Here is a 14,157-nt window from a genome sequence, read left to right on the forward strand (position 1 = left end):
TTTACCATCAATGGTCAACTGCTTTACCCGCACCCCTTGGAATCCTGATTTCCTGAATCATATCCTGTACAGATTGTGGAGGTGCAGGAGTGGCTTTGGACACCACATAACATACCACGAAGTTGATCAGCATACCCAGAGAGCCTATACCTTCGGGAGAAATACCAAACCACCAATGTTCGACATTATTCAATTCCGGACTGTAAAACTTGAAGTAACTGATATACATAATTGTGAAGACAAGCCCGGACACCATTCCTGCTATAGCTCCTTCTTTATTCATCCGACTGGAGAATATACCCATTATGATTACAGGGAAGAAAGATGCAGCGGCCAGTCCGAAAGCAAAAGCAACTACTTCGGCCACAAATCCAGGAGGGTTCACACCAAAGTAGCCGGCCAAAATGACCGCACCACCGGCTGAAATCCTTGCAATCAACAATTCTCTTTTCTCAGTCATATCAGGTTTGAATGTTCTGAAAAGGTCTCGGGATACAGACGTTGAAATAACAAGAAGAAGACCTGCGGCAGTGGAAAGTGCAGCAGCCATCCCTCCCGCAGCCACCAATCCTATCACCCAATTTGGTAACTTCGCAATTTCAGGATTGGCAAGTACCATAATATCCCTGTCTATTTTGAGTTCATTGGTAGCCGGGTCGGCAGAATATTGGACTATGCCATCATTGTTGATGTCATTGACTACGATCAGATTGGTCTTTTGCCAATTGCCCACCCATTCGGGCAAATCATTTACAGGTTGTCCGGCCACGGTATCGATGGCATTGTAAATCCCGAATGCTGCCACAGCAGGAGCAGTGGTGTAAAGAATCGCGATAAATACCAAAGCATAGCCTGCTGAAAGACGGGCATCTTTTACCCTGGGCACTGTGAAGAACCTGACAATTACATGTGGCAATCCTGCTGTACCCACCATCAGGGCAAGCGTGATGGCGAAAATATCAATCATCCCTTTTCTCCCGGAAGTATATTCAGCAAATCCCAACTCTCCCAATACACCATCCAGTTTGTCCAATAGATAAGTACCGTCAGCAACTGTATCACCCAAGCCTAATTGAGGTATAGGGTTGCCAGTCAACTGCATGGAAACAAAAATCGCAGGCACCATATAGGCAAATATCAACACACAATATTGTGCCACTTGTGTATAGGTGATTCCCTTCATTCCACCCAAAACGGCATAGAAGAACACAATACACATACCGATAATTACACCGGTATTGATATCCACTTCAAGGTAACGGGAAAAGACTATCCCTACGCCCCGCATCTGTCCTGCGACATAGGTGAAGGAAATAAACAGCGCACAGATGACAGCCACTACCCTTGCCTTATTGGAATAATACCGGTCTCCTACAAAATCAGGAACTGTAAATTTTCCAAACTTTCTTAAATATGGGGCAAGTAACAAAGCCAATAAAACATAGCCTCCTGTCCAGCCCATCAGGTAAACAGAGCCATCGTAGCCTGAAAAGGCGATGATCCCGGCCATTGAAATGAAGGACGCCGCAGACATCCAGTCAGCAGCTGTGGCCATGCCATTGGCCAAGGGAGAGACACCGCCTCCCGCGGTATAAAATTCTTTGGTTGACCCTGCGCGGGTGTAAATCGCTATTCCGATATAAAGGGCGAATGAGGTGCCGACAAGTATGTATGTCCAGGTTAAGATATCCATTGTTTTTTAGGTTTTTTTGGGTGAGTTTTTATTCTTCGTTGACATCAAATTCCTTATCCAGCTTATTCATCCGATACACATAGACAAAAATGAGGATCACGAAAGAGTAAATTGAACCTTGCTGTGCAAACCAAAAGCCCAGCTTAAAGCCACCGATTTTGATTTGGTCAAGTTGTTCTACTAAAAGGATTCCGAATCCAAAGGAAACGGTAAACCAGATGGCCAGAAGAATAAAAAGAGTCTTTAGATTCTTCTTCCAATAGGCTTGCATTTTGATTTTGTTGTCTGACATAATTTTTTTGGTTATTAGAGGAATAAATGAGTTTGGAGAATGAATTCATTTGCCGAACCGGATTTTAAATAATTTTCAAAAAGAGGACGGTTACTGTATTGAAAGGTAATTTTTGCCTGATGTCCGTTGATGTAATAGTTGATTCCCAAATCATATTGAAATGAGCTGCTATTGAAATATTCAAAGTCTTTATAGGTCAATGCACCGAATGGCTGAAGTCTCCCATAGTCTCCCAAAATACTTTTGGGTAACAGATAACCTGCTTGGGAGTAAATGATATTGCCTGTTCCTATTGTGGGTTGGGCATTTCCAGGGCCATTTTGGGTAGTTCCCGGACCTAAACCGATATTCATAATTCCGATATTTCTGAGGTAGTTTGGACCAAAATTATAATTATAGAAGACGGTGTAAGAAGTCAGTGCAGTTCCTTTTATTGCATTGAGGGGAAGATCCAAGAATGCATCAAAACCCAATAGAGCAATATCATGATAATTTATTGTACCATCACTGTTTTTGGATGTGGTGGCTTTGCTATGATGGTGCCAACCTCCTCCGATGTTAAACACCTTTTTTGTGCCCAAATACGACCCTACAAAATATGGAAGTTTGTTATTTTCTTTTTCAAAAAACTGATAAGCTATATACCCTTGGCTTGCCCAATTGTCATTCACCACGTTTGCTGCTAAAGGCCTTTCTCTATTTTCATCAAATGATCCCCCGCCTCCTACAGAAAAAGGCTTATTTAAGGATACCCTATAGTCCCATTTGGAAATCTGTCCTTTGGCATAAATCCCAAACTGACGTGCAAACTGATCTGTTAACTCTATTAGCGGCCAATTGAATATAGGTGCATCGACAGCCATAAAGGATAAAGTACTGTGGCTGGACATTCGCGAAATGCCATTCCAATAGTGGAGGCCACTTCCAATGTACAACTCGTCAGTTACATTAAACTCGGTCCATATATCATGAAAAAACATTTGGGGTTTTTTGGCTGACATCCCGTTTGCTGAACCGGTTCCTGTCTCAGGATTTACAGTTACAGGAATATTTCCCGGATTTCCCGTGGCCCCACCTCCGGGTACACCCCCGCCTGTAAAGGTTTGGTTATTTATTCCAAAATGGGTCAAAATCAAAAACCTGGGTGAAACTTGGGCATAGGCCAGGAATCTCGCCCGGCGTATACCTATATCAGTCGAGCTGTTTTGAGGAAGACCATCTACCCCGAGGGTACCGGGATTGTTTTCAGTGGCCCTCATCCACATCTGATTCCAAATCAGGAATCTGACATATTTGGAACCATTATCACTGAGGTTGAGTACAAGTGGCTTGTAAGTATGATCAAATAGCATTTCATCTTTCTGTGTCATGAAAGATGCAAGTGTATCCTGACCATAGCCTGGTGATACTACCATCCAAAAAAAGAAAAAGAATAAAAAACAGAAACGGGATAACATAATCAATTGGGTTTGTTGTAATTGGATCCAATTGCTTTGTGACTGCAATAAGATGAACCTAAATTGAAAAGTTGCATCCCAAATAAAAAAATGGTGATATATATTTGTTAATTACATATAGTAATCCATATAATATTCTTAATTATCGGTTTTTAAATCTTTCCCATTTGATGATCATAAACTTGTCTCCGAGTTCCGTTATGAGCATTCCAGTATCAGTGAGATTCTCTTTTTGGGCCATAAACTTTACTAATTCCGTATGATTCAACACTTTATATGTTGGTCTGTAGTCATAACTTTCAGGAGCTTTTATTTTATATTGCTTGACCCAGTTCATTACAGATACATGACTGACTCCCAATATTCTTTCGATTTCACGATAGGAAATACCCTCAATATATAGCTGCAAAGCCTTTACTACATAGTATTTATCAATTGATTTGCCGAGCTTATTGACAGTAAAGTGGTACCCACATTTTTTGCACTTAAACCGCTGTCTTCCTCCTACAACACCACTTTTGACCACTTTGGTGTACTCGCATTTTGGACATATTGCTTTTTCCATTTGGTTTGTTTTGGGTTTGGTATATCAATTTAGCGAAAGTATAATATTTTAGCAAAGTATGACAACCCAAATATCAAAAAACTATTTATTCAGAATTAAATTTGGAATGAACGTCTACATTCAGAATAAATATGCTATAAAAACATTTCTAAACCAATTGCCAATCCAAAAGCAAGAATACTTATCAGGACTTTGTTCAGATAGAACCTGTGGTCAGGGCTGCTTTCAAAAAATATCGTGGTGGAAATATGCAAAAATCCACCTGCAACCATGCCATAGAAAATATTAAGTGCCTGACGGCTGAGCAGATTCTTTTCATAAAATAAGTTGCTAAGAACCATTCCCAAAGGTGATGCAAATGCAAAAATGACGAGCAAAACAAATACCCATCTTTTTTTCATGCTGCTCATCAGCACTGCCACCAAGGCAAATGCTTCCGGTCCTTTATGCAATAAGATTCCCAAAAGCAGATTGTTGTTTCCGTGATGGTGGTGGTGAATATGGTCATGTCCGTCATGGTTGTGGTGGTCTATCAATATGCCGTCATGTGACAACAACGTGCCTTCGAGGAAAGCATGCATAAATAAGCCGATCATGATCGTCCAAACCCCAACCTGAACTCCTGCGTGTTGATGACTGGGATGATGAATGTGCCCATGTTCTACCCCAGTTGAAAGCAAAGCTAAAATCTGTTGCAACAAAAATCCCAACAGGATAAATAATCCCATTTTGGTGGCGTCACCGGATTCTACAAATAATTCAGGCAAAATGTGGAGGACAGTAATTGCGAATAAATAAGAACCGGCAAAGACCAATACCAATTTAAAATACCTTTCTTCCCAACTTGGAATGAAGTAAGCCAATCCGCCGGCTACCATTGCAGTAGCGAATAAAAGGATAAAATTAAGAACCATGTAGATGGTATTTTAGGTAATTGAAAATGGAATGTTTTTTTGAATCACTTAAAAATGAAACAAAAATCAAAAGACGAAATATTTTATTCATGTGGGAAGGATAAAAATGGTTTGAGACCTTCACTGGCAAAGGATTGCATTTCACCGGCATCGTCATTATAAATCAGGAAAATCTCAAAATCCTTTTCTTTATCCTGTAAGGCAATTGCACTTTCTGTCCCCATTACCATCAATGCGGTCGCGATGGCATCAGCAGTCATACAATCTGCTGCAAGAACAGTCGCACTTAATAATCCGTGTCTCACCGGCTTTCCCGTAAATGGATCAATTGTATGGGAAATTTTTATTCCACCTGCTTCATAATAATTCCTGTAATTGCCAGAAGTAGCCATGCCTTTGTTGTCAAGAGCTATAATGCTGTAAAGCTCATCTGCCCTTCCCAAATCCTCCGGCCTGTTGACGCCGATTTTCCAAAGTTCACCATTTTCGTTGACCCCTTTGGCAAACAATTCACCGCCGATCTCCACCAATAGGTTTTCAATTCCCTTGGATATTAGGAAGTCAGAGATAACATCTACCCCATATCCTTTGGCGACAGCACTAAAATCAAGATAAATCCCCGATTTGAGTTTTTTCACCATTTCTCCGTTAAATTCAACATTATTAAATCCAACCAAAGGCAATAAATTGCTGATATTGATACTGTCTTTGAGGTGAGGTCCTTCCGGTCCAAACCCCCATAAATTGACCAGCGGACCTACAGTGGGGTCAAATGCACCCGATGTTTTTTCATAAATTAATTTACTGGCCTCAAGTACAGGAAGAAAATAGGGTAATTCAAAAACCAATGAATCACTTTTGTTAAAAACACTCAGCTCGGAATCTGGAATATAGGTAGAAAGGGATTGGTTGAATAAAACCAAAATCGAATCAATTTCATTTTTAAAATCTCTTTCCTGATTATCCAGATAAACGATCCGGTAACTTGTACCCATTGTATTCCCGGCCAACGTTACTTTTCCTGTTTTTATCTCAACAATTTTCTCGACCGGCTTCTCCTGATTTTGCCTATAGAGGTAGACAATAGCTACCAGCATCAAAAGAATTATGGAATAAATAATGTTTTTATTGGCGTTGCTGCGCATGGGATCGGGTAAATTTCACGAAAGTTAAAGCTATTTTGCCAATAAAAGTTCCAAAATGAGCTTAGAAATGCAACATAATTGCCTTTTAATTTATACCATCTTTAATTACCTTTTGGCATGGTCTAAATTTCTATATTTGTGAAGCACAATATTTAGCTATGAGAGAAGATTATTTAAGTGGGGACAAGGAAAATTTAAATTCCTCGGACAAAGAAATAGAAAAGGCCTTGCGCCCTTTGAGTTTTGATGATTTTACGGGACAGTTCAAGATTGTTGAAAACCTGAAAATATTTGTTCTCGCAGCCAAAAGAAGAAATGAGCCCCTGGACCATGTACTTTTACATGGGCCTCCCGGTTTGGGAAAAACAACCCTAAGCTATATCATCGCCAACGAATTGGAGGCCGGTATCAAAATAACCTCGGGACCGGTATTGGACAAACCTTCTGACTTAGCAGGTTTGCTGACCAACCTTGAAGATGGGGATGTCCTCTTTATTGATGAAATCCACCGCCTCAACCCTATAGTGGAAGAATATCTTTATTCTGCCATGGAAGATTTCAGGATTGATATCATGTTGGATTCCGGACCCAATGCCCGATCTGTTCAGATTTCTTTAAGTCCATTTACGCTTATTGGCGCCACTACCCGATCCGGATTGCTTACTTCACCACTCAGGGCCAGATTTGGAATCAATTCCAGGTTGGAATATTATGATGCCAAATTATTGACTGATATTGTTATCAGGTCTGCAAGTATATTGCAAACTCCCATAGATGAAGTAGCCGCCTTTGAAATAGCAAGAAGAAGCCGGGGAACACCTAGGATAGCCAATATGCTTTTGAGAAGAACCCGAGACTTTGCTGAAGTCAAAGGTAATGGCAGGATCACCTTGGAAATTGCTAAAATAGCCTTAAATGCTTTGGATGTCGATGAAAACGGACTGGATGAAATGGACAACCGTATCTTGTTGACGATTATAGAGAAGTTTAAAGGCGGTCCCGTAGGCTTGGGCACTATTGCTACTGCCTGCAGTGAAGAAGCAGAAACCATCGAGGAAGTATATGAACCGTTTTTGATTCAGGAGGGCTATCTTAAAAGAACTGCAAGAGGTAGAATGGCAACCGAACTTGCCTACAAGCATTTAAAGATCAAGCCTGATTTTGGGGGACAAACTGGAAGCCTGTTTTAGAAGGATGAGGGAGAAAGTTACGGGAGATGGTAGATTTTAGATTTAAGATCTGGGGAATGGGATATAAAGGATGAAGGAGAAAGGATGAGGGATGAAGGTACGAGATTGTAGATTTTAGTCACAAGCTATCGGGAAGATTTAAGATTTGGGGAATGGATTTAAGGGTTGAAGGAGAAAGGATGAAGGTGTCAGAAAATAAGGGTGGAAGTAAATTTAAGAGTAAAAGGTAAGTTCCGATTGTAGAAATCCCGAAGGGATTAAATTCCTTTAGGGTATTTGCCCCGGGTAGAACCCGGGGGCATAAATGGAGATAATGGCTTTTTTCAAAACCCCGAAGGGGTTTAATGAGGGACGAATAAAGAATATGAAGTTAGAGGGTAAAGGTACCAAGATAGAACACGAAAGATATCCCATCAAAAATGTCAAATAGTTCCCAACTTCAAAAAGACAAATACGCCGGGATTATAAAGGCGCATGCCAAAACTTTGGGTTTTGATTTTTGTGGGATTGCAAAAGCGGAATTTTTGGAAGAAGAAGCGCCAAAGCTTGAAGCTTGGCTCAATTCAAATTACCATGGACAAATGGCTTATATGGCCAATCATTTTGACAAAAGATTAGATCCCACCAAACTCGTTGAAGGGGCAAAAACTGTAGTCAGCTTGGTTTATAATTACTACCCGGATCAAAAATTGTCCGAAACCAAAGAAGATTTCAAAATAGCGAAATATGCCTATGGTAAGGACTATCATTTTGTGATCAAGGACAAACTGAAATCCTTCCTGCAACATCTCAAAGAAGAAATAGGAGATATTCACGGAAGAGCTTTTGTAGATTCCGCGCCAATTATGGAAAGACAATGGGCCCAAAAATCCGGTTTGGGATGGTTGGGGAAAAACAGCTTGCTATTGAACAGGCAAATGGGCAGCTTTTTCTTTTTGGCTGAATTGGTTTTGGATATAGATGTAAGTCCTGATACGCCAATGATGAAAGACTACTGTGGGACATGCACCAAATGTATCGATGCCTGTCCAACAGACGCCATCGTGCAGCCTGGAGTGGTTGACGGTTCTAAGTGCATCTCCTATTTCACGATCGAACTTAAGGAAAACATCCCTTCAGAAATGAAAGGGAAATTTGAGAATTGGATATTTGGTTGTGATATCTGTCAGGATGTTTGTCCTTGGAACAGTTTTTCCCAACCTCATCAAGAGAGTCAGTTCAACCCTCATCCAGATATGAAAGAAATGCGGAAAAAAGATTGGATTGAAATTACAGAAGAAACTTTTAAAAAGGTTTTTGCAAAATCTGCGGTAAAAAGGACAGGATATAATGGTTTTTTAAGAAATATTAAATTTAATCTTTAATAAGGCCTTTGGAATAATGGGTAGTTTTGTAAGATCAGCACCCAAGCTATGAAGTTAATCGAAGTATTGTCAAAAAATGATGAAAGGGCATTCATCCAAGTCCATGTGTTGATCAATGAAAAAGAACATCAATGGATAAGGCCCTTGGACAAAGACGTGCTGTCGGTTTTTGATCCAAGACGTAATAAACATCTCAAAAACGGCGAAGTAATCAGATGGATTCTCCAAGATCATAAAGGTAAACTTATAGGCCGCATTGCAGCTTTTGTCAACAAAAAATATAAAAACAAAGGAGATAAATTTCCTGTGGGGGGCATAGGTTTTTTTGATTGTATCGACGATCAGCCCTCTGCCAATTTATTGTTTGATACTGCAAAGTCCTGGTTGGCACATAGAGGGATGGAAGCTATGGATGGTCCCATTAATTTTGGCGATAGGGATAAATGGTGGGGGCTTCTCACAGAAGGTTTCCATCCGCCGATTTATAATATGAATTTCAACCCTCCTTATTACCAAAAATTGTTTGAGGGATATGGTTTCAAGACTTTTTATAACCAAATCTGCTGGAGCCTATCAGTTGCTTCAGATTCCCATCAACTTGATCCGAAATTTTATGAAGCGCATAAAGAGTTTGACGGAAATCCTGACTTCAAAGCGGTCCATATCAAAAAAAATCAGCTACCAAAATTTGCTGAAGACCTGAGCGCCGTGTACAATAAAGCTTGGGCAAAACATGAAGGGAACAAAGAACTTTCTCCTCAACAAGCACTCAAACTATTGAATTCCATGAAGCCTGTTTTGGATGAAAAACTGATATGGTTTGTTTACCATAAAGATGAACCTGTGGTAATGTGGATCAATCTTCCGGATATCAACCAAATCATCAAACACCTTAATGGACAATTTGGTATATGGGCAAAACTTAAGTTTTTTCTTCTCAAAACATTTGGAAAAAATGACAGCTTTGTCGGACTAGTGTTTGGAATAGTACCTGAATTTCAGGGATCCGGTTTAGATTATTTTATGATTGTCGAAGCTGAAAAACTGATCAAATCCAAAACAAATTACAAGAAACTGGAGCTGTATTGGCAAGGTGACTTCAATCCCAAGATGCTGAATATCTCCAAAAATCTAGGTAGTAAAAAAAGCAGAAATCTAATAACTTACAGGTATGTGTTTGATCGTGAAAAACCTTTTGAAAGACATCCGATTTTCTCTTGAAAAAAATAAGCCCCGATTTCGGGGCTTTTCCATTAACCTGCAAGTCTGATAAAGTATTTGTCCAGAACAGGTTCATAATTGTTGGAAAACTTTCGGTAACACCAGTCTTTGAATTCCTGTATCTCTGCTGGCATCAACAGATTCAGGGCCTTTCTCAACTCTTTCTCGAAGAGTGACCTGTCAAAACTCACTTTCATCAAAATGGTTTTTGCATATTCTAGCATATTTCAAAGAATTTTAAAGGTTAAACAACAACACATATTGAAACGGCACTAAATAAGGTTTGTTGCGTTTAAAATATAAAGTTAATTTGCGAGCATTAAGTAAAACACAACATGATTAGAACGAACATCACCCTAATACTTGTATACTTTTTGGGAATTATATTTATTCCTGCTTTGGCCCAGGAGGTAGTCATTGAATTAGGTCCGGATGAAATTGCCCTGAATGAAACTTTCAGTGTCAAAGTAACAATTTCCAATGACAAAATAAAGTCTTACAATGAATTCCCGGATATCGCAGGATTTCAAAAACAGGGGATTTCTCAGTCTTCTTCCATGAATGTCATCAATGGACAGGTAAGCAGTACAAACAGTATCATTCAGTATTATAAACCTTTGCGAAAAGGTGAGGTAACTCTCGGCCCTTTTGCTATTAAAATTAACGGTCAGGATTATTCCTCTTCCGGCAAAAAAATAACTGTTGTAGATGCTCGGGCGCCACAAAGGCAATCCAATGTTTTTGATCCATTTGACGATATGTTTGGCAGGTCCCGAGAGGAACCTGAATTTATTGAAATTGAAGATGAAGCCTTTTTTGCTTCTTCTGTTGATAAAACTGAGGTCTACGTGGGTGAAGGCTTCAATGTCAGTCTGGCATTTTATATGTCAGAAACCAATCAGGCTCCTTTTCAATTTTATGAACCGGGCAAACAGCTTGATGGCATCCTCAAGAAAATGAAGCCTTCCAATGCTTGGGAAGAAAACTTTAATATCACCAATATTCAACCGGAAAAAGTAACTTTTAATGGTAAGAACTGGATTAAGTATAAAGTTTATGAAGCCACTTTTTTCCCTTTTTCGGAGGGAGAAATAACGCTCCCACCAATTTCATGGGAAATGATCAAATACAAAGTGGCCAAAAATCCATCATTTTTTGGGAGCAACCGGTTGGAGGATTTCAAGACTTTTTATTCTTCGGCAAAAAGTATAAAAGTAAAACCGCTGCCTCCACATCCTCTCAAAAATGAGGTCAGTGTAGGTACCTATCAACTCAGGGAAAACATCACTCAATTTGAGGCCAATACAGGGGAAGGTTTCACCTATAATTTCGGAATCAGCGGGGAAGGAAACATCAATTCTATTTCCGCCCCAAAAACCAATCAAATCCACAAATTGAACACTTTTGATCCTAATGTGAGACAGCAGGTAAACAGAGGAATGGGAAGAATATCCGGCATCAAAGAATTCAATTATTACCTTACAGTCAATGAACCTGGAGAAATAAAACTTGCTGATCATTTTGAGTGGATTTACTTTGATCCTGTGCTATCTAAATACGATACCCTTCGCCCAAAGGCAATAATAAATGTGACAGGAGAGTCCAAAGTCAATCAAGCTATTTCCAATCAGCGATTGGGTGGGATTTATGATTTGATTGAAGTAGAAAGCAATAAACTTTCTTACGAACGATATAAGTATTATTTTTCCATCTTTATCAATTTATTGCTGGCAGGCTCAGTCATATTATTGGCAGTTCTGATTATGAGAAAAGGTAATGGGTAACACTTTCGGAAAATTATTCAAAATTTCAACATTTGGAGAATCCCACGGATTGGGTTTGGGTGTGGTGATAGATGGCTGTCCTGCGGGACTTACGATTGATGAGGATTTTATTCGGGAAGAAATGCAGCGGAGGAAACCAGGACAATCAAAAATAACTACCCAAAGAAAAGAGGAAGACGAGTTTCAAATTCTTTCCGGAGTATTTGAAGGCAAAAGCACTGGAACACCTATCGGCATGGTTATCCTAAATACCGACCAGAAAAGCAAAGATTATAGCCATATCTCGGATAAATTCAGACCTTCACATGCGGATTTTACCTATTTTGAAAAATTCGGTACCCGAGATTATAGGGGAGGGGGCAGAAGCAGCGCAAGGGAAACGGCCGCGAGAGTTGCCGCAGGATCTATTGCTAAAATGTTGCTCAAGCATTATGGCATCAGTGTACAGGCTTATGTGAGTCAGGTAGGTGATCTGAAATTGGGAAAAACCTATCAGGAACTTGACCTGAACAAAACAGAAGATAATATCGTGAGGTGTCCTGATCAAGAAACCGCCGACCTGATGATCGATTATATTGATGATGTAAGGAAAAGCAGAGATACGGTAGGAGGCATAGTCAGTTGTGTTGCGAAGGGTGTTCCTCCCGGTATCGGTGAACCTGTTTTCGACAGGTTACACGCTGAATTGGGCAAAGCCATGCTTTCTATCAACGCGGTCAAAGGTTTTGAATATGGAAGTGGTTTTGAGGGAGTGAAAATGAGAGGTTCGGAACACAATGATGCCTTTTATCAGGATGGTGATCGGGTAAGGACCAGAACCAATCACTCCGGAGGCATTCAAGGTGGGATTTCCAATGGTGAGGACATCTATTTCAATGTGGCATTCAAACCAGTCGCTACCATCATGCAAGATCAGGAATCTGTCAATGAATCAGGTGAAACTGTGACTGTTTCCGGAAAGGGGAGACATGATCCCTGCGTGGTTCCAAGGGCGGTACCGATTGTGGAAGCCATGTGTGCCTTGGTATTGGCTGATTATATCCTGCTCAGCAGGACCAATAAAATTTAAAAATATGTAAACCCAGAAGATATGTTTAAAAAGATACCTCTACATACGCAGATTATTGCAGGTCTGATTTTAGGCTTAATAGTTGGTTTGGTAATTATCAAATTTGGCTTTGCTCCGGATTTTACCATCAATTTTATTAAACCTGTAGGAACCATTTTTATCAATGCCTTAAAAATGATTGCAGTTCCACTTGTTTTTGCTTCATTGGTCATTGGGGTAGCTAATCTGGGTGATATTTCAAAACTTTCAAGAATAGGCGGAAAGACCATTTTTGCATATCTCATCACAACTGTCATTGCCATTACTATTGGACTATTTATGGTCAATATCATTAAGCCAGGTGACAGCCTGCCAAAAGAAACAAGAGATAGCTTAATGGCTTTGTATGATGATGCGGTCGGTACAAAAGCCGAGAAAGCAGCCGAAGTGACCAGTCAAGGCCCTCTTCAGCCTTTGATTGAGATAGTACCGGAAAATATAGTTCAAGCAGCTGCGGACAACAGCAGTATGTTGCAGGTAGTGTTTTTTGCGATTATCGTGGGTATTGCCCTGCTTCAAATTCCTAAAGAGAAAGCCAAAAATTTCATCAACTTTTTTGATGCATTCAATGATGTGATCATTAAAATCGTGGAATACATCATGTTGATTGCCCCATATGGTGTGTTTGCATTGATGGCCTCCCTTATTGTGGAGATTGCAGGTGACAATCCTGATTCGGCAGTTGAATTACTGTTGGCATTATTGAAGTATACCTTGGTGGTATTGGGAGGATTGATTTTGATAATCGTGGGGATTTACTCTATCATCTTAAAATCCTTTACAAAAATTAAATTCACTGATTTTATTAAGGCCATGAGACCTGCCATGCTTTTGGGTTTTTCTACATCGTCAAGTTCTGCCACACTTCCTGTTACCATGAAATTGGTAGAAGAGGAATTGGGTGTATCAGAAGAGGTCAGCAGCTTTGTGTTGCCATTAGGCGCTACGATCAACATGAACGGGACAAGCCTGTACCAAGCTGTGGCCGCGGTATTTATCGCACAGGCATTGGGGATGGATCTTACCATTTCCCAACAATTGACCATTGTATTGACAGCAACTTTGGCAGCAATTGGATCAGCAGGTGTGCCTGGTGCAGGCTTGATTATGTTGATTATTGTGTTGGAAGCCATTGGCGTTCCCGGTGCAGGTGTGGCATTGATCATAGCACCTGACAGGATATTGGATATGTTCAGGACAGTAGTCAATATCACAGGAGATGCAACAGTCTGCGTAGCGGTTGCCTCTACTGAAGGCGAACTTCCGGATGGCTTAATCCGTCAGTCCAATCCATTTACGGCTAATGTTGAGGAGGGTGTTGGATAAAGAAATTAAAAAGCCCCTGAAAATTTCGGAATTTTCAGGGGCTTTTAATTTCTATTAGGTATTTTTTGATAATCCATTTCGCAAGGAAAAAAATCAGT

13 protein-coding genes are annotated in these 14,157 nt (G+C 40.1%); 6 read left to right on the plus strand and 7 right to left on the minus strand.

All coding sequences use genetic code 11. From position 1 onward, the window contains the following. Positions 1-7: 7 nt before the first annotated feature. The 6 genes from B9A52_RS06965 to B9A52_RS06990 all read right to left on the minus strand — a co-directional run bounded on the left by B9A52_RS06965 (position 8) and on the right by B9A52_RS06990 (position 6,066). Complete coding sequence (locus tag B9A52_RS06965; RefSeq protein ID WP_084119621.1) at positions 8-1,693, minus strand: sodium:solute symporter family protein; 1,686 nt, start codon at positions 1,691-1,693, stop codon at positions 8-10. A 28-nt stretch (positions 1,694-1,721) separates the two neighbouring features. Next, a complete protein-coding gene (locus B9A52_RS06970; RefSeq protein WP_084119622.1) occupies positions 1,722-1,985 on the minus strand; it encodes a DUF4212 domain-containing protein in 264 nt (87 codons plus the stop codon). 14 nt (positions 1,986-1,999) lie between these two features. Beyond that, complete coding sequence (locus B9A52_RS06975) at positions 2,000-3,400, minus strand: porin (protein WP_084119623.1); 1,401 nt, start codon at positions 3,398-3,400, stop codon at positions 2,000-2,002. Positions 3,401-3,584: 184 nt separating this feature from the next. Continuing rightward, a complete protein-coding gene (locus B9A52_RS06980) occupies positions 3,585-4,007 on the minus strand; it encodes an IS1/IS1595 family N-terminal zinc-binding domain-containing protein (protein ID WP_084119624.1) in 423 nt (140 codons plus the stop codon). 134 nt (positions 4,008-4,141) lie between these two features. After that, positions 4,142-4,921 carry a ZIP family metal transporter gene (locus B9A52_RS06985; RefSeq protein WP_084119625.1) on the minus strand — a complete coding sequence of 260 codons (780 nt, stop codon included), beginning with the start codon at positions 4,919-4,921 and terminating at the stop codon, positions 4,142-4,144. A gap of 83 nt (positions 4,922-5,004) precedes the next feature. After that, positions 5,005-6,066 (minus strand): FAD:protein FMN transferase, encoded by a 1,062-nt coding sequence (locus B9A52_RS06990; RefSeq protein WP_084119626.1) that lies wholly within the window; start codon positions 6,064-6,066, stop codon positions 5,005-5,007. Positions 6,067-6,224: 158 nt separating this feature from the next. On the opposite strand from B9A52_RS06990, the gene ruvB reads away from it, so the two are divergent. The 3 genes from ruvB to B9A52_RS07005 all read left to right on the plus strand — a co-directional run bounded on the left by ruvB (position 6,225) and on the right by B9A52_RS07005 (position 9,841). Continuing rightward, the gene (gene ruvB, locus B9A52_RS06995) at positions 6,225-7,256 is read left to right on the plus strand and encodes a Holliday junction branch migration DNA helicase RuvB (protein ID WP_084119627.1); all 1,032 of its coding nucleotides are present in this window, start codon (positions 6,225-6,227) and stop codon (positions 7,254-7,256) included. 419 nt (positions 7,257-7,675) lie between these two features. After that, positions 7,676-8,620 carry a tRNA epoxyqueuosine(34) reductase QueG gene (queG, locus tag B9A52_RS07000; protein ID WP_084119628.1) on the plus strand — a complete coding sequence of 315 codons (945 nt, stop codon included), beginning with the start codon at positions 7,676-7,678 and terminating at the stop codon, positions 8,618-8,620. A 48-nt stretch (positions 8,621-8,668) separates the two neighbouring features. Next, positions 8,669-9,841: a hypothetical protein gene (locus tag B9A52_RS07005; RefSeq protein WP_084119629.1), complete on the plus strand. Its 1,173-nt coding sequence runs from the start codon at positions 8,669-8,671 to the stop codon at positions 9,839-9,841. A gap of 32 nt (positions 9,842-9,873) precedes the next feature. On the opposite strand, the gene B9A52_RS07010 is transcribed toward B9A52_RS07005, so the two are convergent. Continuing rightward, on the minus strand, positions 9,874-10,065 hold the full coding sequence (locus B9A52_RS07010) for a hypothetical protein (RefSeq protein WP_084119630.1): 192 nt from the start codon (positions 10,063-10,065) through the stop codon (positions 9,874-9,876). 111 nt (positions 10,066-10,176) lie between these two features. Here B9A52_RS07010 and B9A52_RS07015 point away from each other — a divergent pair, with 111 nt between their 5' ends. From B9A52_RS07015 to B9A52_RS07025, 3 genes are read left to right on the plus strand one after another with little or no spacing between them, the layout of a single operon-like run. After that, the gene (locus tag B9A52_RS07015) at positions 10,177-11,625 is read left to right on the plus strand and encodes a BatD family protein (RefSeq protein ID WP_084119631.1); all 1,449 of its coding nucleotides are present in this window, start codon (positions 10,177-10,179) and stop codon (positions 11,623-11,625) included. Beyond that, a complete protein-coding gene (gene aroC / locus B9A52_RS07020; protein ID WP_084119632.1) occupies positions 11,618-12,694 on the plus strand; it encodes a chorismate synthase in 1,077 nt (358 codons plus the stop codon). Before B9A52_RS07015 ends, aroC begins: the two co-directional genes overlap by 8 nt. A gap of 21 nt (positions 12,695-12,715) precedes the next feature. Next, positions 12,716-14,059: a dicarboxylate/amino acid:cation symporter gene (locus B9A52_RS07025; RefSeq protein WP_084119633.1), complete on the plus strand. Its 1,344-nt coding sequence runs from the start codon at positions 12,716-12,718 to the stop codon at positions 14,057-14,059. Positions 14,060-14,157 lie beyond the last annotated feature (98 nt).

This window comes from Aquiflexum balticum DSM 16537 (genome assembly GCF_900176595.1).
GTDB classification, from domain to species: Bacteria; Bacteroidota; Bacteroidia; order Cytophagales; family Cyclobacteriaceae; genus Aquiflexum; species Aquiflexum balticum.